Origin of the sequence: Rhodococcus sp. DT1 (assembly GCF_049844875.1) — a bacterium.
Lineage (GTDB): Bacteria > Actinomycetota > Actinomycetes > Mycobacteriales > Mycobacteriaceae > Rhodococcus.
This window is the reverse complement of sequence record NZ_JBNCLW010000001.1, coordinates 338,029-359,205: the sequence shown is the minus strand read 5'-3', so window position 1 is coordinate 359,205 and position 21,177 is coordinate 338,029. Positions and strand designations below refer to the sequence as shown.

The 21,177-nt window shown below is 67.9% G+C and carries 19 protein-coding genes; 8 read left to right on the top strand and 11 right to left on the bottom strand.

Translation table 11 applies throughout. The annotated features are described in order from the left end of the window. Positions 1 to 17: 17 nt before the first annotated feature. A complete protein-coding gene (gene nrdR, locus ACLQ3J_RS01655; RefSeq protein ID WP_296551190.1) occupies positions 18 to 488 on the bottom strand; it encodes a transcriptional regulator NrdR in 471 nt (156 codons plus the stop codon). Positions 489 to 685: 197 nt separating this feature from the next. Then, positions 686 to 1,084: a hypothetical protein gene (locus ACLQ3J_RS01650; protein WP_425901993.1), complete on the bottom strand. Its 399-nt coding sequence runs from the start codon at positions 1,082 to 1,084 to the stop codon at positions 686 to 688. A 405-nt stretch (positions 1,085 to 1,489) separates the two neighbouring features. Here ACLQ3J_RS01650 and lexA point away from each other — a divergent pair, with 405 nt between their 5' ends. Further along, on the top strand, positions 1,490 to 2,215 hold the full coding sequence (lexA, locus tag ACLQ3J_RS01645; RefSeq protein ID WP_296551193.1) for a transcriptional repressor LexA: 726 nt from the start codon (positions 1,490 to 1,492) through the stop codon (positions 2,213 to 2,215). A 99-nt stretch (positions 2,216 to 2,314) separates the two neighbouring features. On the opposite strand, the gene ACLQ3J_RS01640 is transcribed toward lexA, so the two are convergent. The 3 genes from ACLQ3J_RS01640 to ACLQ3J_RS01630 all read right to left on the bottom strand — a co-directional run bounded on the left by ACLQ3J_RS01640 (position 2,315) and on the right by ACLQ3J_RS01630 (position 6,076). Beyond that, complete coding sequence (locus ACLQ3J_RS01640; protein WP_169620650.1) at positions 2,315 to 3,457, bottom strand: acyl-CoA dehydrogenase family protein; 1,143 nt, start codon at positions 3,455 to 3,457, stop codon at positions 2,315 to 2,317. Between the two features lie 104 nt (positions 3,458 to 3,561). Then, a complete protein-coding gene (locus ACLQ3J_RS01635) occupies positions 3,562 to 4,869 on the bottom strand; it encodes a uracil-xanthine permease family protein (RefSeq protein ID WP_425902274.1) in 1,308 nt (435 codons plus the stop codon). A gap of 148 nt (positions 4,870 to 5,017) precedes the next feature. Beyond that, positions 5,018 to 6,076 carry a DUF2776 family protein gene (locus ACLQ3J_RS01630; RefSeq protein WP_296551196.1) on the bottom strand — a complete coding sequence of 353 codons (1,059 nt, stop codon included), beginning with the start codon at positions 6,074 to 6,076 and terminating at the stop codon, positions 5,018 to 5,020. Positions 6,077 to 6,791: 715 nt separating this feature from the next. Here ACLQ3J_RS01630 and ACLQ3J_RS01625 point away from each other — a divergent pair. Together ACLQ3J_RS01625 and ACLQ3J_RS01620 are read left to right on the top strand one after the other, a co-directional pair. Further along, positions 6,792 to 7,100 (top strand): hypothetical protein, encoded by a 309-nt coding sequence (locus ACLQ3J_RS01625; RefSeq protein WP_296551199.1) that lies wholly within the window; start codon positions 6,792 to 6,794, stop codon positions 7,098 to 7,100. 286 nt (positions 7,101 to 7,386) lie between these two features. Beyond that, positions 7,387 to 8,043 carry a YoaK family protein gene (locus tag ACLQ3J_RS01620; RefSeq protein WP_425901991.1) on the top strand — a complete coding sequence of 219 codons (657 nt, stop codon included), beginning with the start codon at positions 7,387 to 7,389 and terminating at the stop codon, positions 8,041 to 8,043. A gap of 405 nt (positions 8,044 to 8,448) precedes the next feature. Here the strand turns inward: ACLQ3J_RS01620 and ptsP are convergent, their stop codons facing one another. After that, positions 8,449 to 10,116 carry a phosphoenolpyruvate--protein phosphotransferase gene (gene ptsP, locus ACLQ3J_RS01615; protein WP_296551203.1) on the bottom strand — a complete coding sequence of 556 codons (1,668 nt, stop codon included), beginning with the start codon at positions 10,114 to 10,116 and terminating at the stop codon, positions 8,449 to 8,451. Between the two features lie 112 nt (positions 10,117 to 10,228). On the opposite strand from ptsP, the gene ACLQ3J_RS01610 reads away from it, so the two are divergent. The 4 genes from ACLQ3J_RS01610 to ACLQ3J_RS01595 are packed head-to-tail and all read left to right on the top strand — an operon-like array spanning position 10,229 to position 14,407. After that, positions 10,229 to 10,996 (top strand): DeoR/GlpR family DNA-binding transcription regulator, encoded by a 768-nt coding sequence (locus tag ACLQ3J_RS01610; protein WP_296551205.1) that lies wholly within the window; start codon positions 10,229 to 10,231, stop codon positions 10,994 to 10,996. Beyond that, on the top strand, positions 10,993 to 11,994 hold the full coding sequence (locus ACLQ3J_RS01605; RefSeq protein WP_378528728.1) for a 1-phosphofructokinase family hexose kinase: 1,002 nt from the start codon (positions 10,993 to 10,995) through the stop codon (positions 11,992 to 11,994). Before ACLQ3J_RS01610 ends, ACLQ3J_RS01605 begins: the two co-directional genes overlap by 4 nt. Positions 11,995 to 12,003: 9 nt before the next feature. Further along, positions 12,004 to 14,118, top strand: a complete 2,115-nt coding sequence (locus tag ACLQ3J_RS01600; RefSeq protein WP_378528729.1) for a PTS fructose transporter subunit IIABC — start codon at positions 12,004 to 12,006, stop codon at positions 14,116 to 14,118. Between the two features lie 31 nt (positions 14,119 to 14,149). Then, positions 14,150 to 14,407: an HPr family phosphocarrier protein gene (locus tag ACLQ3J_RS01595; RefSeq protein ID WP_169620645.1), complete on the top strand. Its 258-nt coding sequence runs from the start codon at positions 14,150 to 14,152 to the stop codon at positions 14,405 to 14,407. Here the strand turns inward: ACLQ3J_RS01595 and ACLQ3J_RS01590 are convergent. From ACLQ3J_RS01590 to ACLQ3J_RS01570, 5 genes are all read right to left on the bottom strand, one after another. Continuing rightward, the gene (locus ACLQ3J_RS01590) at positions 14,388 to 15,434 is read right to left on the bottom strand and encodes a hypothetical protein (RefSeq protein ID WP_425901988.1); all 1,047 of its coding nucleotides are present in this window, start codon (positions 15,432 to 15,434) and stop codon (positions 14,388 to 14,390) included. The genes ACLQ3J_RS01595 and ACLQ3J_RS01590 overlap by 20 nt on opposite strands. Then, positions 15,434 to 16,900, bottom strand: coding sequence for a GTPase HflX (gene hflX, locus ACLQ3J_RS01585; RefSeq protein WP_425901987.1), 1,467 nt, complete (start codon positions 16,898 to 16,900; stop codon positions 15,434 to 15,436). Before hflX ends, ACLQ3J_RS01590 begins: the two co-directional genes overlap by 1 nt. A gap of 73 nt (positions 16,901 to 16,973) precedes the next feature. After that, positions 16,974 to 17,840 (bottom strand): diaminopimelate epimerase, encoded by an 867-nt coding sequence (dapF, locus tag ACLQ3J_RS01580; protein WP_169652390.1) that lies wholly within the window; start codon positions 17,838 to 17,840, stop codon positions 16,974 to 16,976. Between the two features lie 27 nt (positions 17,841 to 17,867). After that, positions 17,868 to 18,842, bottom strand: a complete 975-nt coding sequence (miaA, locus tag ACLQ3J_RS01575) for a tRNA (adenosine(37)-N6)-dimethylallyltransferase MiaA (RefSeq protein WP_425901986.1) — start codon at positions 18,840 to 18,842, stop codon at positions 17,868 to 17,870. Beyond that, positions 18,830 to 19,543 (bottom strand): class III extradiol dioxygenase subunit B-like domain-containing protein, encoded by a 714-nt coding sequence (locus ACLQ3J_RS01570; protein WP_169652392.1) that lies wholly within the window; start codon positions 19,541 to 19,543, stop codon positions 18,830 to 18,832. Before ACLQ3J_RS01570 ends, miaA begins: the two co-directional genes overlap by 13 nt. A 152-nt stretch (positions 19,544 to 19,695) precedes the next feature. On the opposite strand from ACLQ3J_RS01570, the gene ACLQ3J_RS01565 reads away from it, so the two are divergent. Beyond that, on the top strand, positions 19,696 to 21,111 hold the full coding sequence (locus ACLQ3J_RS01565) for a DUF349 domain-containing protein (RefSeq protein WP_425901984.1): 1,416 nt from the start codon (positions 19,696 to 19,698) through the stop codon (positions 21,109 to 21,111). The last annotated feature ends 66 nt before the right edge of the window (positions 21,112 to 21,177 follow it).

Here is a 21,177-nt window from a genome sequence, read left to right as displayed (position 1 = left end):
AAGCGCAGACCCCGCGCTCAGTCGGCTTCGGGAACGCGCTGGGTCTGGTGCTGACGAAGTTCCGTGATCTCGCGCTCGAAATCCTCTGCCGAACTGAAGGACCGATATACCGACGCGAAACGCAGATAGGCGACCTCGTCGAGATCGCGCAACGGGCCGAGGATCGCCAGTCCGACCTCGTGACTGGGCACCTCGGGCGAGCCCTTGGCACGGATCGTGTCTTCGACCTGCTGAGCCAGTTTGTTGAGCGCATCGTTGTCGACGTCGCGCCCCTGACATGCGCGGGCGACACCTCGGACGACCTTTTCGCGGCTGAAGGGCTCGGTGACCCCGCTGCGCTTGACCACCGACAGAACGGCGGTCTCGACGGTGGTGAAACGGCGGCCGCATTCGGGGCATGCCCGGCGGCGACGGATCGCGGCACCCTCGTCTGCCTCGCGCGAATCGACCACCCGAGAATCGGGATGGCGGCAATACGGGCAGTGCATGTGGGTTCCTTCGTCGCTGCCGTGAGGGCCGCGACGCCGGCGTGGAACCGAAGCCGTCCTGGCGGAATCGCTACCACCCTCGGGTGCAGTGATGCCGACGCGACCACACGGGGTGGTGTGACTGACAGTCCACGACAATACCCGCATGTCCGGTTCGGCCGGGTGAGGCGGGTCGCCGGACGGCGTCGCCACCGGAATCACCCCCGGTCCGGCGCGGGCACCAGGAGTCGATGGCCCGAGGTCAGGTCCCCCGCGTCGAGGTCGTTCATCTCCGCGATCCGAGCGAGCGTGAGATCGACCGGAGCGTCCGGATCGACCCGCACAGCCAGCGCAGCAGGCGTCTCCCCGTCGCGTACCTCCGTCACGACTGCCGAGCCCGCGCCCGCCGTCACCTGGCTCGTCCGAACGTGCGCGACCGTGAGCAGCGCGCCGGTGGCGATCGCGCTGAACAGCACCACGGCGATCATCTGCCGCCACGTGACGCCGTCGGATACCGCTCGCTGCGACGGACGCGCCGCCACGATCCGGGTGCGCCGGAAGAGCGGATCCACCTGCGGCGCACGACCGGACCGGACACGCTCGTCTCCCGCCCACAAGGCACCGGCACCTCCTGGTGTCGCACGGGACATGAGCCGTGACGGCTGTCGCGTGCGGTTCCGTGCCGGTTGTCGCGTGCCGTTCCGTGCAGGTTGACCCGTACGAGGATGTGCCGGCGGCACCACACCCCCCGCTCGACTGTGCGCCGCATTCCGCCGAACCGCTGTTGCACCCATCGGAACCTCCGTGTGCGTTCGCCTTGTCGATCATACGTTCGATACCGTGAGGGTATTCGATCATCCGTTCGAACGAAAGTCTGTTCGAATTTCTATCACAGGGCGCGACGCACGTCACCCGTTCGCCGCATGAATCTCGAACAGGTGTTTGATATACGCGGGCGATGTCGATAGATTCGGTAGGTAACACCAATCGCATCCGACACTCGACCCACGGAGGTCACGACCATGGCGGACGGCAACTCCGCGGCAGGCCGGAGCCGGAAGGCGGCCGACGACACGACACCCGGCCTCACCGAGCGCCAGCGCCGCGTCCTCGAGGTGATCCGGGACTCGCTCACGGTTCGCGGGTATCCCCCCAGCATCCGGGAGATCGGCGACGCCGTCGGACTCAACTCCACCTCCTCGGTGGCGCACCAGTTGCGCACACTCGAGCGCAAGGGATTCCTGCGGCGTGACGCCAACCGTCCGCGGGCCGTCGACATCCGCGGACTCGACGACAACGGCTCGGTGACGGCTCCTGCCGAGACAGGCTCTGCCACGACGATCGTCGCGACCTCCGACCCCGATCTCATGGCCTCGGCCGCGATGGTGCCGGTGGTCGGGCGGATCGCCGCCGGCGGCCCCATCCTCGCAGAGGAGTCGGTGGAAGACATCTTCCCGCTCCCCCGCGAACTCGTCGGGCAGGGTTCGCTGTTCCTGCTCAAGGTCGTGGGTCAGTCCATGGTCGACGCGGCGATCTGCGACGGGGACTGGGTGGTCGTGCGGCAGCAGAACGTCGCCGACAACGGCGACATCGTCGCGGCCATGCTCGACGGCGAAGCCACCGTCAAGACTTTCAAGCGCGTGAAGAACGACGTGTGGCTCATGCCGCACAATCCCATGTTCGAGCCCATTCCGGGCAACGACGCCGTCATTCTCGGCAAGGTCGTCACGGTCATCCGCAAGATCTGAACGTCTGTTCCCGGACATGACGAGGCCGGGGTGCCGTCCGCATAGTGCGGGGCACCCCGGCCTCGTCCGATCCGGTCACCGGCCGAGCCGGTACGAAGGTCAGATCTCGAGTCCGCGCCCGATGACTTCCTTCATGATCTCGTTCGTTCCGCCATAGATCTTCTGCACGCGCGCGTCGAGGTAGGCGCGTGCCACGGGATACTCACGCATGTAGCCGTATCCACCGTGCAACTGCAGGCAGCGGTCGATGAGCTCGACCTGCTTGTCGGTGGTCCAGTACTTCGCCATCGCGGCTTCCTGCACGGTGAGCGTGCCGGCATTGAGTTCCTCGATGCACTTGTCGACGAAGACACGCGCGAGCTTCGTTTCCGTCGCCAGTTCGGCGAGTTCGAAGCGGGTGTTCTGGAACTTGCCGATCGGCTTGCCGAAGGCCTTGCGGTCGCGGCAGTACTGGATCGTGTCCTCGAGGACCTTCTCCATCGCCGCAGCAGCGACGACTGCGATCGACAGACGCTCCTGGGGAAGGTTCTGCATCAGGTAGATGAAGCCCAGTCCCTCTTCGCCGAGGAGGTTGGCCGCCGGCACCCGCACGTCGGTGAAGTGCAGTTCCGCGGTGTCCTGGGCAGCGAGGCCGATCTTGTCGAGGTTGCGTCCCCGCTCGAAGCCGGGCATGCCGCGCTCGACGACGAGCAGCGAGAACCCCTGCGCGCCCTTGTCGGGGTCGGTGCAGGCCACGACGATCACCAGGTCGGCGTTGATGCCGTTCGTGATGAAGGTCTTCGAGCCGTTGAGCACCCAGTCGTCGCCGTCGCGTACCGCGCGGGTCTTGATGCCCTGCAGGTCACTACCGGTGCCCGGCTCGGTCATCGCGATCGCGGTGATGATCTCGCCGGAACAGAAGCCCGGCAGCCAGCGCTTCTTCTGCTCATCGTTGGTGAGCGCGAGGAGGTACGGCGCCACCACGTCGTTGTGCAGCATGAAGCCGACGCCGCTGAAGCCGCCTCGCGTGGTCTCCTCGGTGAGGACGGTGTTGTAGCGGAAGTCGTCCACCCCGCCGCCGCCGAATTCCTCCGGCACGGCCATGCCGAGGAAGCCCTGCTCGCCGGCCTTCTTCCACACCTCACGGTCGACGATCTTGTCCTTCTCCCACTGCTCGTGGAAGGGGGCCACCTCCTGTTCGAGGAACTTCCGGTACGACTCCCGGAAGAGTTCGTGCTCGGGCTCGAAAAGGGTGCGTTGCATCTGCGCTCCTGTGTGTGACGGCTTTCGACACCCCCAACCGTATGCACGGAAATGTGTGGTGACGCTGACAGGAGCGAGCGAGTTTTGTGACCGCGCACGCACCCTCAGCGACGAAGGTCACTCAATCGCCGAAGGATCGGGTACGCGATGAGGATGCCGATCGAGCCCCAGGCGATGCCCCCGAGCTCCACCGAACCGACGGACAGAGTGAGGTCACCGATGCCCGCGACCAGCGCCGCCGCGACGACGGTGAGATTCACCGGGTCGGTGAAGTCGACCTTGGCGTCCATCCAGATCCGCACGCCCAGAAGGCCGATCAGGCCGTACAGGACGAGTGTTGCGCCGCCGAGCACGCCGTCTGGCACGGTGAAGACGAGTGCGCCGAACTTCGGCGAGAAAGCCAGGACCACGGCGGTCACCGCCGCGACCCAGTAGGCCGCGGTCGAGTAGACACGAGTGGCAGCCATGACACCGATGTTCTCGGCATACGTCGTGGTTCCGGATCCGCCGCCGGCGCCGGCGAGCGTGGTGGCGAGTCCGTCGGCCAGCAGCGCATTGCCCGCCACGTCGTCGAGGTTCTTCCCCGTCATGGCGGCTACCGCCTTGACGTGCCCGACGTTTTCGGCGACCAGGACGATGACCACGGGGAGCGTCAGCAGGATCACGGAGAGTTCGAACGTCGGGCCACGGAACTCGGGCAGCCCGAACCACGCTGCCTCGCGCATGGCGTCGACGCGCTCGGATGCGAGCGATCCGGTCAACGCGGCGAAGATCCACCCGACGACGACGCCGACCAGGATGCCCAGTCGCCCGAGCATGCCCGGTCCTACCACGGTGACGAGGAGGATCACGACCAGTGTCACAAGGGCGACCAGCGGCTGCGCCTCGAACGAACCTGCCGCTGTGGGGGCGAGATTGAGGCCGATGAGTGCCACCACCGCGCCGGTGACCACCGGCGGCATGACGGCATCGATGACATGGGCGCCGAGCGCTTTGACGAGCAGGCCGATCAATGCGAGCACGACGCCGGCGACCAGGATGCCGCCGAGTTGAGCGGCGGGACCCGAACCCGCGGATGCGGTGAGCGGCGCGATGAACGCGAACGACGAACCGAGGTAGCTGGGCACCCTCCCACGGGTGAGTATCAGGAACAACGCGGTGCCGATACCGGAGAAGAGCAGCGTCGTGGTGACCGGGAAGCCGGTGATGGTGGGGACGAGCAGCGTCGCTCCGAACATCGCGATCACGTGCTGCATCCCGATGCCGATGGTTCGCGGCCACGACAGCCGCTCGTGCGGTGCGACGACCGCACCCTTATCGATATGGCGTCCGTCGCCGTGCAGCGACCAACCCAGACCGCCGAAGCGTCGGCGCTCGGTGCCGCTCTCGCGGTCTCGCTCGGACCCGTCCACTCGCTCGGACCCGCTCTCTCGCTCGGTCCCGTTCTCTCGCTCGGTCCCGCCCTCTTGTACGTTCACGAAACGCAATGTTAAGGCTCAGCGCTCCCTGCCGCCCGGTCCGCCCCACCCGAGGTCGTCGAAGGTGGCGACGCAGTGCGAATCAATCCCCGGATGAGGTGCCACTCTCCAAGATGCTGACGATGGAATAGAGCGAGAAGCAGACCGCTCCGAGTCCCACCAGCACCCGGGCGGCGACGAACACACTCTCGTCGTCGACGGCTGCCTGAAAGACGAATGCGGCCAGGAAGAGACACGTCAGCGCCGTCACGACCGGCACCAGCGGCACCCTGTTGGCGAGGTCGAACGTTCGGCGCCAGACGAGGGCGAGCAGGCCGACCTTGCTGAGAATGCTGAAGCAGACGAGCCCTAGCCCCACCATCACGAAACCCGGCGTCCGGTAGTAGTCCGGCCCGTTCCACGCGAGCAGAACGATGCCCCAGATGAAAGCGATCGTCCCCGCCGCGATCACGAGCCAGGGCCACATGACCCGGGCCCGAGGGCGGTAGGTGTCCTGGATCTGCCGCACGATGCTCACGACCAGCCCGATCAACGCCGTACAGATCAGGGCCAGTCCTGCCATGACGTGCCCCACGGTGAAACGCGCCGGCGTCGTGCCGAGTACCAGGTTGGTGATCGCGAAGGCCCAGGCCACGATTGCAAGGAACACGGGAATCAGGCACAGCACCAGCGCAGTGGTCTTGGAGAAGGCCGAATTCGGAGGCTCTCTGTCCCCCTCCGGCTTCGGCAGCCGTGAATTCTGCGGGATGAGCGAGAACTTCGTCGACGCGGTCGCAACGGTCGCGACACACCCACTGATCAGTCCGAGTCCGAACACCACGTGACCCGCCACATAGTCCGGGCTCTCCCCCGCACTCGATGCTCCGAGGAAGAGTGAGAAGCCGAACGCCGCGGTTCCGACCGCCACCCCGTAACCGAGTACCGGAAAGAGAACCCGGTCTGCTGGTGTGAACCGGCCGATCAGCTGGCGGATAATGGTTGCCGCAGTGCAGTACAGGCACAGGCAGATCGAAGCAAGGAAGGTGACGATCGGGCCGGCCACCGCATGCGACGCGTCGGCCGTGGTGGTCCAGATATCGATGCCGTAGCCGACGCACACCGCCATCATGGCGAGCGGGATCGCCCTGAAAATGACGCTCACCCAATAATTCACACGAACTACTCCCTTCGAGGCAGTGCAGGGCGTGGGATCACTCGGCTGGGATCAGTACAGCACGCCACGACAGACCACTCCGTCGGATTCAGTCGTTTCGCAAGCGACGTCCCCACTTCCGCGCCTGCACGTGCGGCGCGGGTCACGAGGCCGAGGACAGCCGGCCGTCGAGGATCGGTGAACGCGGCCCGGCTGCGGCGACATCCGGTCGGCGGCCATCGCGTACTGGGCCGGTTCGTCTGTGCCGACGCGGCGATCCGGATACCGCGGACACGAGCGCAGGGACCGGGTGGCGCAACTGACCGGGGCGGGTCGGACGTGGTGAGACGCGCGCACCTTCCGGCGCGCCGAGCGCACGATCAGGAAACTCGTCGATACACCTGCGCACCTACGATTACTTCCCGAAGAGCATTCGACCGGAGTATCGTTGCCCGGACCGGGATTGGAACAAGACCGGGTTGGAAAGAGTGTGATCCCGTCACCCGGTTCACGGTGACGGACCATCCGGAATCCGCGGACAAGTCGGCTGCCTTTGACATTTGGCGTATTAAGCCCGTTGGCGGCATTCCACCGATATACGACCGCAGCGCCCACGTGTCCCCCGCCTACCGACGTAAGCACCGTACGTAGCTTGGCTTCTCGTCAACGCTGATCCGCAAGACATATCCGGAACGCACCGCCCAACCGAACCGACGGAGGACCGATGACTTTCGAGAACCGCCTCGCCTGCGTGATCGCTGCAGACGGCACCATCGCACGCGGCTACCTGATAGCGGATTGTGAGTTGGTCGGGGAGAACGAATACATCCTGACCTGGAAGATCCCACTACAGGGGGAGGCCAAGACCAACTTCGCAGGGACCATCGGCAGCGCACTGACCGAGCCCGTCGAACCGGGCCTCATCACGGTGTCACTGGACGACGATCCGAACCGTATGCGGGTCCACACCTACGATGCGACCGGTAAGCCTGCTGCCCGGCCCTTTCACATCGCCTGCTTCCGCGATCAGTAGGCGGACCGGTCCCTGTACCCAACCGCGCGCTTCGCCTGCGCGGTCGAATTCCACTGCGCTGCCGCAGGATTCTGCTTCGCGGTGACCTTCGATACGAATGTCCGATCCCCCTTCGACGATCGGCTCGCCACACACGACACCGGACCCGGCCGCTTCCGCATCGTCTGCTATGACTGGGTCCTGTACCGGCTAGGGGATACGCAACTCGCCCAGTGTCCCCCCAGCCTGCAGCGATGTTGTCGGGCATGCGGAAGCATATGGCGACTCGACCGAAGGGTTTGGGCGCGTGATCAAGACAATCGCTCATCTGCGCTCATCGGACGTTCCGCTCGGCGTCTGGCTCCTGGGCCTGGGTGGTTTCGTGGACGCGGTCGCCTTCGTAGTGTTGCAGGGCAACTTCGTGGCGTTCATGTCCGGCAATACAACCATCCTCGGCTCGTCGACCGCGACCGGCCACTGGTCCCTTGCGGGCCTGTCCGCCCTGCTGATCTGCCTGTTTTTCTCTGGATGCCTGGCCGGCGCCGCGATCGTGCGGTGGGTCGGGTCAGCCGCCCACTGGGTGCTGATGGCCTCGGTCACGCTCATGACCCTTGCCGGTGCGATCGTGGCGAACACGACATCGACGTGGTCGGGAACCTTGTTGCTCGCGGTCGTCGGTGGGCTGACCAACTCGGCACTGGCAACGAACTCCGACGTGCATGTCGGCCTGACCTACGTGACCGGCACACTCGTCAAGGCCGCGCACCAGCTGGTAGCCGGCATCCGCACCACGCATCCGTGGAGTTGGCTCGCTGACATCGGTTACTGGTTCGCCTTCGCCGTCGGCGCGACCCTCGGCGGCTTCACCTTCCACCGGCTCGGGCCGGCAGCACTCTGGGTCGCGGTCGGCCTGGCTGCGGTTGCCTGCGTCCTACCCTCCCGAGCCGAGATCACCGAAGCGTAGATCCGCGCGAGAGCCCCCGCCGCACCATCGGGCCCGTCGACGAACCCCTACAACGTCCTCGAGACTTCGGGGATCAGACGCACGTCGGGTCCGTCGTCGTGTACGGGATTCAAGACCTTTTCCGGGATCGACGGTAGCTCCCGGGCTCGACGAACGGGACGAACGTCCTATCCGGGACGAGTTTGCATTCTTTCTACAACAATGGTTTCGGCGTACGAAGCTCGGTGCGCTCGCTTCGGCGGAGACACGGAGCCTAAGCCGCCGTCGACACTCAGGGAGCGCGACCTGGACTTCGACATTGCTTGTCCAGCAATGAAGTCCGAAGTAAACCCACGCTGCCGCAGCCCCGACGGTGCATGCGCCTCACCCGAGTCCCTCGCACGTTCTCGTCGACGGCCGAACCCGTCACTCGAGGATGCGGTTCGCCACCGACCGTGCCTCTGCTGCGTCGACGGCACCGAGTACCGCCTCGGCGGCCTCACGGCAGCGGTCCATCGTCACCATCGACAACCGCGCCCCCACGGGTGCGACCGCGGACGCCGCGCACGACAGCGACGTCACGCCCATACCGGCCAGGACGCACGCGAGGAGCGGGTCTGCCCCCGCCTCGCCGCATACACCCACCGGTTTGCCGACGGCCGTTCCGGCTCGGGCCGTGTGCGCCACGAGCATCAGGACTGCCGGTTGCCAGGGTGTCGTGAGCGCGGCGAGCTGCGGGGACATCCGGTCCGCCGCCATCGTGTACTGGGCCAGGTCGTTGGTGCCGATCGAGAGAAAGTCGACGTGTTCGAGCAGCCGGTCGGCAAGTAGAGCGGCAGAAGGGATTTCGACCATGACACCCGGGGAGAGGTTGCGTTCCCGGACCAGTGCTGCGAACTCCGCGGCTTCGTCGATCGTCGCGATCATCGGAGCCATCACCCATGGGGACGCACCGGTCCGGATGGCGGCGTCGGCGACGGCGTCGAGCTGGCGTTCGAGAATGCCCGGTGCGGCCGAAGTGATCCTGATGCCGCGAACACCGAGAGCCGGGTTCGACTCCTCGGGGTGGTTCGCGAAGCGCAACGGTTTGTCGGAGCCGGCGTCGAGGGTGCGGACGACGACCTTGCGTCCGGCATACGCGTCGAACACCTCCGCGTAGATGTCGGCCTGTTCGGTCACCGTGGGCTCGGTTTCCCGGTCGAGGAAACACAATTCCGTGCGGAACAGGCCGATACCCTGCGCGGGAGTCTCGCGTGCGGCTCGTGCACCTGCCCCGTCCTGCACGTTGGCGAGGATTTCGACGGGGTGACCGTCGGCGGTGGCGCCCGGTCCGGTCCATGCAGCGGTGCGCTCGCGCTCGGCGCGGTCGCGGCTCACCGCCTCGTCGGCCTCGTCCCGATTCGGTTCGATCACGATCCGCCCGGTGGCACCGTCTACGAGGACCGGCGTCCCGGGCGGGATGTCGTCGAGGCCGGTAGCCGCAACGACACACGGGATGCCGAGTTGGCGCGCGATGATCGCGGTGTGGCTGGTCGGGCCTCCGAGAGTGGTCGCGATGGCGACCACGAGTGCGGGATCGAGGCCTGCGGTATCGGCCGGGGCCAGGTCGTCGGCGAACAGCACCGAGGGCACGTCCGGGGTTTCGAGGCCGGGCTCGGGGAGGCCCTGCAGTTCGGAAATCACACGGTCGCGCACGTCGAACAGGTCGGTGACACGTTCCGCCTGAAGACCGCCCATCTTCTCGAACACGGCAGCGAACTGTTCGGTGGCCGCGGTGGCAGCGGAGACGGCATCGGACCCGGAACGGATGCGGGTGGCGGCAGCACCCTTCCACGCGCGGTCCTCGGCGAGCATGGCGGTCGCGGCGAGCACCTCGGACGCGGCGCCGGACGCCCGGGACGAACGGACACGGAGACGTTCCGCGACATCGGCGACCGCACTTTCGAACCGGCCCACCTCCGCTTCCCGGGCCGTGTCCGGAATCGACACGGGATCCGGTGACACGATCGGCCGCGGAGCAGGACGGATGACCGGGCCGAAGCCGATGCCCGGAACAACCGGCGTTCCGGACAGGACGCGTGCGGTGTTGCCCATGGATACCTCCTCGCAGGGATCAATGTGATCGAGATTACTCCGAACCCTTGACATGTCAACACAGACGGGCGTAAAACAACATAAAGCAACAGAAAACCTCGAAGGAGTGTGGGTGTACGCGGAGGAACGCCAACAGGCGATAGCGGACCTGATCGGTCACAGAGGACGCATGTCCGTGGCCGCGCTCGCCGATCGGTACGGCGTCACCACCGAAACCGTGCGACGGGACCTCGCACTGCTCGAACGACTCGGCCACGTGCGCCGGGTCCACGGCGGCGCAGTTCCCTTCGCGGCCCTGACTGTCACCGAACCCGCACTGGCGGACCGGGAACACTCGCGGGCCGACCAGAAGAACCGGATCGCCGCCGCAGCGGCCGCATTCCTCCCGTCCTCCGGCGGAAGCGTCGTCTTCGACGCCGGCACCACGACCGGCAGGATGGTCTCGGCCCTGCCCACCGACACCGAACTCACCATCGCGACCAATTCCGTACCCATCGCCGCCCGCCTCGCAGCACTCCCCTCCGTGCAACTTCACCTGATCGGCGGACGCGTGCGGGGCGTCACGCAAGCCGCAGTGGGACCGGACGCCGTGCAGTTCCTCGAGATCCTGCATGTCGACGTGGCGTTCGTCGGAACCAACGCGCTCACCGTCGAACACGGCCTCAGCACGCCCGACGCCGATGAAGCCGCCGTCAAGCGCGCCATCGTCCGCTGCGCGGAACGCGTTGTGGTGGTGGCTGATTCATCCAAGATCGGACGGAGGACTCTTCTGCGATTCGCACCTCTTGCCGCCGTCGACGTTCTCGTCACCGACAGCGACATCGACGAAACGGACCTGAAGCAACTCGCCGAACACGGAATCGAGGTGGTGATCGCGTGATCGTCACATTGACTGCCAATCCCAGCCTGGATCGCACCGTCGGACTCAACGGCGCGCTCGTGCGCGGTGCGGTTCTCCGCACCACCGGAACGACGGTCGACCCGGGAGGGAAGGGCATCAACGTCGCCCGCGTCCTGCGCCGTGCCGGACGCGACGTGGTCGCGGTTCTTCCCGCCGATCCCGGTGATCCGCTGCTGACCGCTCTCGACGAGCGCGCGGTGCCGTACCGGGCTGTCGCCACCTCCGGGCCGGCCCGCAACAACATCACGATCGCCGAACCGGACGGCACCACCACCAAGATCAACGAACCGGGGAACACGTGCACGGGTCGCACCCTCGGCGAACTCCACACGGCTCTGCTCGACTCCGCGCGCGACGCGTCCTGGACGGTCCTGTGCGGTTCGCTGCCACCCGGTATCCCCGACAGCTGGTACGCCGACCTGGTCACGGCACTGCGAAGCCTGGGATGCCGCATCGCGGTAGACACCTCGGAAGCCCCGCTGCTCGCGCTCGCGGAACAGTTTCCCGCAGCGGCGCCGGATCTGATCAAGCCCAACTCCGACGAACTCGCCCAGCTGACCGGCGCCGACGCAGTCACGTTGGAGGCGCGCGCCGCAGCCGGTGATGTCGGCCCGGTCGTCGACGCCGGCCGGGTTCTGGTCGAGCGGGGCGTCGGAGCAGTTCTCGCGACACTCGGGGCGGCAGGCGCAGTCCTCGTCACCTCCGACGGTGCGTGGCACGCATCGACGGCCCCGGCGACGGTGCGCAGCACCGTGGGCGCCGGGGACTCGTCCCTGGCCGGCTACCTCGTCGCAGAGCGTGCCGGGCACGGAAGCGCGGACCGCCTGCGGTACGCGGTCGCGTACGGCAGCGCCGCCGTCGAATTGCCCGGCACCGAACTTCCCGGACCCGAATCCGTCGATCCGAACGCCGTGCGCATCACCGGCCTTCAAGACCGCCCGGAGCCACCCACCCGCGCTCTCCCCTCACACCCGTAAGGACACGTCATGACACACAGCGCATCCGATCCCGGCGACCGCCCGGCGATCATCGACGCTGATCTCATTTCCCTCGACGTCGATCTGGGGTCCGACAAGGCGTCGGTCATCTCGGCACTCGCGGGACGCCTCGGTGCTGCCGGTCGCGCATCCGACGCCGAAGCACTCGCTGCATCGGTCCTCGACCGGGAAGCCAAGTCGGCCACCGGTCTTCCCGGCGGGCTGGCCATTCCCCACGCCCGGGCCGACTCCGTCACCACGCCTTCCCTGGCCTTCGCCCGATTGTCGCCGAAAGTCGATTTCGGGGCTCCCGACGGCCCGGCCGACCTGGTGTTCCTCATCGCCGCCCCCGAGGGCGCCGGTGCCGATCACATGAAGGTGCTCACCGCGCTCGCGCGGGCGCTGGTGCGGCCGGACTTCGTTGCCTCGCTGCGCGACGCGAAGTCCGCCGACGAGGTCATCACTCTGGTCGAGAGCGTCCTTCCGCCCCGGACACCGGGAACAGGAAGTGAACCGCAGCCGGCCGCAGCCGCCGCGGCCCCGCCGGGCGCCACCACGGAGAACCCCACGGGCGCTGTGGCCGGCACCCACGCGCGGGAGGACGCCGAGGCGTCGACCTCTCCCGATTCCCGGACGATCGTCGCGGTGACCGCGTGCCCCACGGGTATTGCCCACACCTACATGGCCGCAGACGCATTGACCGCTGCCGCCGAACGCGCCGGAGTGACCCTGCGCGTCGAGACGCAAGGCTCGAGCGGCAGCACACCGCTTCCCGCCTCCGCGATCGCCGACGCGGACGCGGTGATCTTCGCGACGGACGTCGGAGTCAAGGGACGCGAACGCTTCGGGGGTAAGCCCGTGATCGCCTCCGGAGTCAAACGCGCGATCAACGAACCCGACGTCATGATCGCCGAGGCGCTGCGCGCCGCGTCCGATCCATCGGCCCGCACCGTGGAAACCGACACGTCCGCCGCGACGCCGGAAGGCGGCGACACGGGATCCGATCTGGGCTGGGGCACCCGCCTGCGGCAGATCCTGCTCACCGGCGTGAGCTACATGATCCCGTTCGTCGCGGCCGGCGGCCTGCTCATCGCACTCGGCTTCCTTCTCGCCGGACACGAGATCGGCGACTTCGCCGCCGACATCGTCCTCGACAACAGCCTCACCAATCTCCCCGACGGTGGCCTGACAACCTATCTCGGCGCGGTGCTGTACCAGATCGGGTCGCTGGCATTCTCCTTCCTGGTGCCGGCTCTCGCCGGATACATCGCGTTCGCGATTGCCGACAGACCAGGCCTGGCACCGGGTTTCACGGCCGGCGCCGTCGCCGTCTTCGTCGGAGCCGGGTTCATCGGTGGCCTGATCGGTGGCCTGATCGGCGGCTTCGCCGCGCTGTGGGTGGCCCGTATCCCGCTGCCTGCCTGGGCTCGGGGCCTGATGCCCGTCGTGATCATTCCGCTGCTCGCGAGCCTCATCGTCGGCGGCCTGATGTTCCTCGTGCTCGGACGCCCGCTCGCGGCGATCACCTCGGGATTGACCAACTGGCTCAACGGCCTCTCCGGAGGCTCGGCAGTACTGCTCGGCGTCATCCTCGGCCTGATGATGTGCTTCGACCTCGGAGGGCCGGTCAACAAGGCCGCCTACGCGTTCGCCGTCGCGGGACTGGACGTGAACAACCTCGCGTCGCTGCAGATCATGGCCGCGGTCATGGCTGCCGGTATGGTCCCGCCGCTCGCGATGGCGCTGTCGTCGCAGATCCGGCCGCGTCTCTACAGCGAGGCCGAACGCGAGAACGGTAAGGCCGCATGGCTGCTCGGGGCGTCCTTCATCTCGGAAGGCGCGATCCCGTTCGCAGCGGCGGACCCCTTCCGCGTGATCCCGTCCATGATGCTCGGCGGGGCTCTCACCGGCGGCCTCGTCATGGCCACGGGCGTCACGTTGTCCGCCCCGCACGGAGGACTGTTCGTCCTCTTCGCGATGGATCACGTGGTGTGGTTCCTCGTGGCGCTGGTGGCGGGCACGATCGTGGCAGGAATCGCCGTCACGATCGCCAAGGAAGTCACCCACACCACCGACGCCATCGCCGACAAGTCCGATTCTCAGCCCACCGCAGTCCGTTCCTGAACCCGTCCCGTTCGCGATCGAAGGAGATCCCATGCCCAGTACCACCGTCGCCGTCGGCTCGTCCATCGGCCTGCACGCCCGTCCCGCCGGAATCATCTCCGAGGCCGTGGTCGCCTCGGGTGTTCCCGTGACGCTCTCCGTGGCCGGAGGCGAGCCGGTGGATGCCGGTTCGGCCCTGATGATCATGACGCTCGGCGCCTCTCAGGGCACCGAGGTGACTGTCACGTGCGACGACGACGCCGTTCTCGACCAGGTGGCGAAACTGGTGGCTACCGACCTCGACGCCTGATCGCCACCACCGCTGCGAGCGCGAGCACGACCACCGCCGCAGCCACGGCGCCCACCACGGGCAACACTGCGGTCGACAACTCTTCGTCGCCGGCGTCCTCGGGACTGTCGGCGACGAAGAGGTCTGTGACCCCACGCACGATCCGGACAGGGGGCTGTTCCCCGGTGGCGGAGTCCACCTCCGACGCCGTCAGCAGATCACCGTCCGCGGTGAACGCTACCGCCTCGCCCTGTGGTTCTCCGGGCACGGCGATCCGCAGGTCCGGGCCGGACAACAGCGCCGCGACGATGTCGCGGTCCGGGGCGTGGAAGAGATATACGTCCGTGTAGGTCCGTACCGCCGCGGCCGTCCCGTCCTCGCTGACGGCTCCCCCGGTGATCATCGACGAGGACGCTCCCGGGATCGGTCCGCCCGGGGTCTCGGTGGGGCCGAGGGCGAGAGTGCCGACCCGCTCGAGATCCGTGGGCCCGGGCGACTCGAGTTCGGTCACGGTGCGGGCGCCGGCCGGCCGGTAGATCCCGCTCGGCCCGAACAGCGACTTGGTGACGACGACAGGCTCGCCGTCGGCCGACACGAGAAGAGTTTCCGCGTCCTGGGGACCGTCCGGGTAGCGGAGGCGATACAGGTCGCCTGCGCCGGACTCGGGATCGAGCGAGACGAGCGCCACGGTCTGCCGGTTACGGGAGTTGTCACCGAGATCCGCGAGCCACAACCGGCCGTCGGACCCGGCTGCCATGTCCTCGACGTCGTACGGATCGGCGGGAGCCGGAAACCGTTGCACCACAGCGCACTCGGAATCGAGTTCGACGATTCTCTCGTCGGGGCCCGCGTCGGGTGTCGCGAACACCCGTCCGCCGAGCACCGCCAGACCCGACAGTTCGGCGAGTGCGGGATCGCTCGGGGTGCAGAGCACCTCGGGTACTACCCCGGCCGACGGGACCTGTCCGTCGTCTGCACCCGCCGGCGCCGCGAGCACGACGGCAAGCAGGAGCGGGACCCCCGCAGCCGAGCTGCGCACACCGCGCATCAGGCGGCGTATTCGCCCAATGCCGAGGCGAGCGCCATCGGAACCCTGGCATGCACACGCGTGCCGTCGGATTCGTGTGCCGAGTCCAGGATCTGCCCGTCGGAGTGGATACGGGCGAGCAGGTCTCCGCGGGTGTAGGGAACGAGCACCTTCACCTCCACGTCGGGGTCCTCGAGGACGCCGGCGAGCCGCGTGCGCAATTCGTCCATGCCCTCGCCTGTGCGAGCGGAGACGAACACCGCATCGGTGAGCAGGCTGCGGAGCTGGGTCAGCGTCACCGGATCGGCGGCGTCGACCTTGTTGACCACGATCAGTTCCGGCGGCGGCGGTGTGTCGCTCTCGCGCAACACCTCCGTGACGACCTCGCGCACCGCCTTGATCTGCTCGGTGGGCATCGGATCGGAACCGTCGACGACGTGCAGCAGCAGATCGGCGTCGGCGACCTCCTCGAGCGTCGACCGGAATGCCTCGACCAGCTGGGTCGGGAGGTGCCGGACGAACCCGACCGTGTCGGTCAGGACGAACTCGCGGCCGTCGGGCAGGGCTGCCCGGCGGGTCGTCGGATCGAGTGTCGCGAAGAGAGCGTTCTGCACCAGCACACCCGAGCCGGTCAGCGCGTTGAGCAGGCTGGACTTGCCGGCGTTGGTGTAACCGATGATCGCCACCGACGGAATCCGGTTGCGCAGCCGCCTGGTCCGTTTGGTGTCGCGCGCTGCCTTCATACCCTTGATCTCGCGGCGCAGCTTCGCCATCCGTTCGCGGATACGCCGACGGTCCGTTTCGATCTTGGTCTCGCCCGGACCGCGAAGACCGACGCCGCCGTTGCTGCCGGCACGACCGCCCGCCTGGCGCGACATCGACTCACCCCAGCCACGCAGGCGGGGCAGCATGTACTCCATCTGTGCGAGGGAGACCTGTGCCTTACCTTCGCGCGACGTCGCGTGCTGCGCGAAGATGTCGAGGATCAACGCCGTCCGGTCGATGACCTTGACCTTGACCACCTTCTCCAGCGCTGTCAGCTGCGCAGGGGTGAGCTCACCGTCGCAGATGACGGTGTCGGCGCCGGTGGCAAGGACGATCTGACGGAGTTCCTCCGCCTTGCCGGAGCCGATGTAGGTCGCGGCGTCGGGTTTGTCGCGACGCTGAATCAGTCCGTCGAGGACCTCCGAGCCGGCAGTCTCCGCGAGCGCGGCGAGCTCGGCGAGGCTCGCGTCGGCCTGCGCGGACGTACCGCCGGTCCAGACACCCACGAGCACGACCCGCTCCAGCCTCAGCTGGCGGTACTCGACCTCGGTGACATCTTCGAGTTCGGTGGACAGCCCGGAGACGCGCCGAAGGGCGGCGCGATCGTCGAGTTGCATCTCGCCGACGGACGGATCCTCGACGGTCCAGTCTCCGTGTGCGGTGTTCGCATCGTCGGGACTGTCTTCTGTGGTGGCACGGTGGGTGTGCGATGTGTTTGTCATACGCCTCCATGTTCCCATGAAGCCCGAATCGATGCATTCGAGTTTCTGCCGCCCCCACCGGGGAGAGGCCAGGTCACCGGAGGGACGACCACCAGTCGTCTGCAAGCTCACCCTTCGCGACGAGGACCGAGGGACCCCGCAGCCACGCACGGCCCTGCTCGATACGCACCTCTACGGAGCCGCCGGGCACACGCACCTGGACCACGCCTTCCTCGCTGCCGTCGTAGTTCAGCGCGGCAGCCGCAGCGGCCACGGTTCCGGTTCCGCAGGAGCGGGTCTCCCCCACACCGCGCTCGTGCACTCGCATGTGTACCGCCCCGGAGAGGATCGGCGTCAGAAACTCGATGTTGACCCCCTGCGGGAAGAACCCCGGGTCGAACCCGGGCGCAGTCAGATCGAGCGCTGCGAGACTCGACTCGGTCAGAGCGGGGTCGACGCACGCCAGGTGCGGGTTCCCTACGTCGATGCCGATTCCACTGTAGAAGCGGCCGTCGAGCGTTGCGGTGGACGTGCCGAGTTGCCGGACGAGTCCCATGTCCACGGTGACCTCGCCGAAGACGGGTCCGGTCGCATGCACCTGAACCGGCTTTCCGCCCGCGCGGCTGCCGACCACGAAGTCCCGCCCGGTCTCGAGACCGTGGGCCGTGAGGTAGTGCGCGAAGACCCGGACCCCGTTGCCGCACATCTCGGCGATCGACCCGTCCGCATTCCTGTAGTCCATGAACCAGTCGTCGGCGCCGGTGCCTTCGGGGAGTTCGGGTAGCACCCCGGCGGACACGAGGGCTCCGGTGCGCGCGACACGGAGAACACCGTCGGCGCCGAGCCCGCGGCGGCGGTCGCACAGCGCCGCGATCCGTTCGGGCGCGAGATCCAACCGCGCGTCGGGATCGGGGAGGATCACGAAGTCGTTCTCGGTGCCGTGCCCTTTGCTGAACTCCATGCCGGTCACCTTATCGAGGACAGGCCGTCAGCGACGGTCCGGCGTCATCCGAGAGCTCGGCGTCACACCGGTCTCGGCGTCCCGCACGGCACGCAGCGCGGACTCGGTGAGCTTCGGATCGCCGCCGTCGAGCCAGTGGATGCGCGGATCACGCCGGAACCACGAACGCTGGCGCCGGACGTAACGGCGGGTCCCGATGAACGTACGTTCGCGAGCATGGGCGAGGTCGTACCCGCCGTCGAGATACTCGAGAACCTGGGCGTACCCGATGGCGCGGCGGGCCGTGACGCCGTCGCGCAATCCGTTCTCGGCCAGCGTCCGGACCTCGTCCACGAGCCCGCGGTCGAACATGGTGTCGGTGCGGCGGGCTATGCGGTCGTCCAGTTCCCGGGTCTCGCGGTCGACGCCGAGGATCACGGTGTCCCAGCGGGGATCACCGATCGTCGGCTGGGATGCGGCGAACGGCATGCCGGTGAGTTCGACGACCTCGAGTGCACGCACCATCCGTCTGCCGTCGGTGGGAAGGATCGTCTCGGCCGCGACGGGGTCGGCGTGGCGTAGCGCCTCGTGCACGGCTGCGGGCCCGCCCTCGTCGAGCACTGTCTCCCACTTGGCGCGGACCTGCGGGTCCGTCGCGGGGAACTGCCACTCGTCGAGCAACGCCTGGACGTACATCATCGAGCCGCCCACGATCACGGGGACGCGTCCCCGGGCGAGTACGGCTTCGATATCCGCTGTCGCGGCAACCTGATAACGGGCGACCGTCGCCGTTTCGGAGACATCGAGAACGTCGAGTTGATGATGCGGAATCCCTCGCCGTTCCTCGACGGGAAGTTTGGCGGTTCCGATGTCCATGCCGCGGTACTGCTGCATCGCGTCGATGTTGACGATTTCGCCGCCCAGCGTGTCCGCGAGGTCCAGGCCGAGGTCGGACTTGCCGGTCGCGGTGGGACCGACGACAGCGATCGGTCGTAGTACCGTCCCGCCGGTCACGGGCGCCACAGCCCCGTGTAGTAGCCCACGCCGTACGGCGCCTCGGCATAGGTGACCGCCGCAGAGGCGGGCGCCCGAGTGAACGCCGCGGCGAACACCTGCCATGCCGCGCGGCCGGCCAGCCGGACCTCGGCGCACAGGGCCGGGTCGAGCGCCGCCAGACCGTCGGGGTCGCCCGAGGCCAACGCCGTCGCAAGCTCCGAGTCGACGTTCCCGGATCGGGGGTCGAACGCTCCCGGCGCCTTGTCCGTCAGGGTCGCGGGACCGTCCGCGACCACCAGCAGCGCACGTGGGACGGAGTCGGCGTCGAGCCGTTCGCGCACCAGGCGGCCGAGCTTCGCGCACGTCGCGGGGTCGGCGTCTTCGGCCAGGATGTGCACGTCGACGAGGGTTTCCGGAGCCACGCGGTCTCGAAGCCATCCGGCGACGAGAGCAGCGAGCGGGAGATCGGGATCGGGCTCGCCACGCGCGCCCGGTCCCAGCGCGACGGGAACATCCGCCCCGTACCCGCGGAAGGTGCCGCGTGCTGTCGGGGGGACCTCGACAGCAACATCTCCTGTGCCGACGACGAGCCATTCGGGGACCGCAGCGAGTTCGCGGGCGACGTCCAGCACCGCACGGCGCAGGGCATCGGTTTCGGCCACGGCGAGACCGTTGAGCTCCGGTACGAGCAGCGGTGGGGAGGGCACGAAGGCCCCGGCGATCAACACACCGGCAACGGTAGTCGACCGGACCCGGCGCCCTGCACCGCCACGACCTGTTTCAATAGGGGGCGGATGTGTGGTCACGGACTCCCGCGACCCGACCTGCGGTAGAACGATGCGACCAGGCAGCCGTGCCGCGCGGCAGAGATGAGGTACTGATGAGTGACCCGAATGCACAGGAACCCGCAGTGGAGCGGACGCCCGGCGATGCACCCCGGCCCGGACCGCCCAAGCCGGGTGCCCCGCGTCCCGGCCCGGTGAAGGCTGCCGCGACCGCCGGCGTCCAGAGCACCGGCTCGCACCCCAAGCCGCACCCCGTCACCTCCCAGAGCCATCCACACATGCCCTCGGTGCCGGCCGGCGATCCCAGCAAGTTCGGCCGGGTCGACGAAGACGGCACCGCGTGGGTCGTCACCGCCGAGGGGGAACGCTGCATCGGTTCGTGGCAAGCCGGTGACGCGGCAGAAGGCCTCGCCCACTTCGGGCGCCGATACGACGATCTCGCCACCGAGGTAGCAATCCTCGAGACGCGGCTCGCCTCCGGCACCGGTGACATCAAGAAGACACGCGCCGCGGCGGAAGCCCTCGCCGAATCCCTCCCGACGGCCGCGGTGATCGGAGACCTCGACGCGCTCTCCGTACGCCTCGCCGACATCATCACCGCGTCGGAGCAGGCTGCCGTCGCCGCCAAGCACGAGAAGGAACAACAGCGCGCCGAGAGCACCGCACGGAAAGAAGCGCTCGCAGCGGAAGCCGAGACGATCGGTGCCGAGTCGACGCAGTGGAAAGCAGCGGGCGATCGGCTCCGCGAGATCCTCGACGAGTGGAAGTCCATCCGCGGGGTCGACCGGAAGGTCGACGACGTCTTGTGGCGCCGGTACTCGAAGGCCCGCGAAGCGTTCAACCGTCGTCGCGGTGCACACTTCGCCGAACTGGACCGTGAGCGGGCAACCGCCAAGAGCCGCAAGGAAGAGCTGGTCGCGCGGGCCGAGTCGCTGCGGGACTCGACCGACTGGGGCGCCACTGCAGCCACCTTCCGCGACCTGCTCGCCGAGTGGAAGGCCGCCGGCCGGGCGCCGCGCGAAGCGGACGATCAGCTGTGGAAGCGTTTCAAGGCCGCGCAGGACGTGTTCTTCGCGGCGCGCAACAGCGCGAACGCCGAGCGCGAGGCCGAGTTCGAGGAGAACGCGCGCGCGAAGGAAGCCTTGCTCGAGAAGGCCGCGACGATCGACCCGTCCACGGACGTGGAGGCCGCGCGGGCGCAACTGCGGGAACTGCAGGACAAGTGGGAGGCGATCGGCAAGGTGCCGCGCGAGCGCACCCACGACCTCGAAGGCCGCCTGCGCGCCATCGAGAAGCGCGTCCGAGACGCCTCCGAGTCGGAGTGGCGCCGCACCGACCCCGAAGCTCTCGCCCGTGCCGCGCAGTTCCGTGAGCGGGTGCGTCAGTTCGAGGACCAAGCCGCCAAGGCGACCGCGAACGGCCGCGAGAAGGAAGCGGAGCAGGCCTTGGCGCAGGCTTCGCAGTGGCGTGAATGGGCCGAAGCCGCAGAAGGCGCCGTCGGCGAACTGTGACGGACAAACGACGGTGCCCCTCCCGGAATCGGGAGGGGCACCGTCGTCTGTAGCGCCGGGGGATCT

Bases quoted from the DNA above. Each gene is read 5' to 3' on its own strand.
- lexA (WP_296551193.1), top strand. From the start codon at position 1,490: ATGGCGGACGGCAACTCCGCGGCAGGCCGGAGCCGGAAGGCGGCCGAC.
- dapF (WP_169652390.1), bottom strand. From the start codon at position 17,840: ATGGAGTTCAGCAAAGGGCACGGCACCGAGAACGACTTCGTGATCCTC.
- nrdR (WP_296551190.1), bottom strand. From the start codon at position 488: ATGCACTGCCCGTATTGCCGCCATCCCGATTCTCGGGTGGTCGATTCG.
- ACLQ3J_RS01600 (WP_378528729.1), top strand. From the start codon at position 12,004: ATGACACACAGCGCATCCGATCCCGGCGACCGCCCGGCGATCATCGAC.
- ACLQ3J_RS01595 (WP_169620645.1), top strand. From the start codon at position 14,150: ATGCCCAGTACCACCGTCGCCGTCGGCTCGTCCATCGGCCTGCACGCC.
- ptsP (WP_296551203.1), bottom strand. From the start codon at position 10,116: ATGGGCAACACCGCACGCGTCCTGTCCGGAACGCCGGTTGTTCCGGGC.
- ACLQ3J_RS01640 (WP_169620650.1), bottom strand. From the start codon at position 3,457: ATGCAACGCACCCTTTTCGAGCCCGAGCACGAACTCTTCCGGGAGTCG.
- ACLQ3J_RS01625 (WP_296551199.1), top strand. From the start codon at position 6,792: ATGACTTTCGAGAACCGCCTCGCCTGCGTGATCGCTGCAGACGGCACC.
- ACLQ3J_RS01590 (WP_425901988.1), bottom strand. From the start codon at position 15,434: ATGCGCGGTGTGCGCAGCTCGGCTGCGGGGGTCCCGCTCCTGCTTGCC.
- ACLQ3J_RS01565 (WP_425901984.1), top strand. From the start codon at position 19,696: ATGAGTGACCCGAATGCACAGGAACCCGCAGTGGAGCGGACGCCCGGC.
- hflX (WP_425901987.1), bottom strand. From the start codon at position 16,900: ATGACAAACACATCGCACACCCACCGTGCCACCACAGAAGACAGTCCC.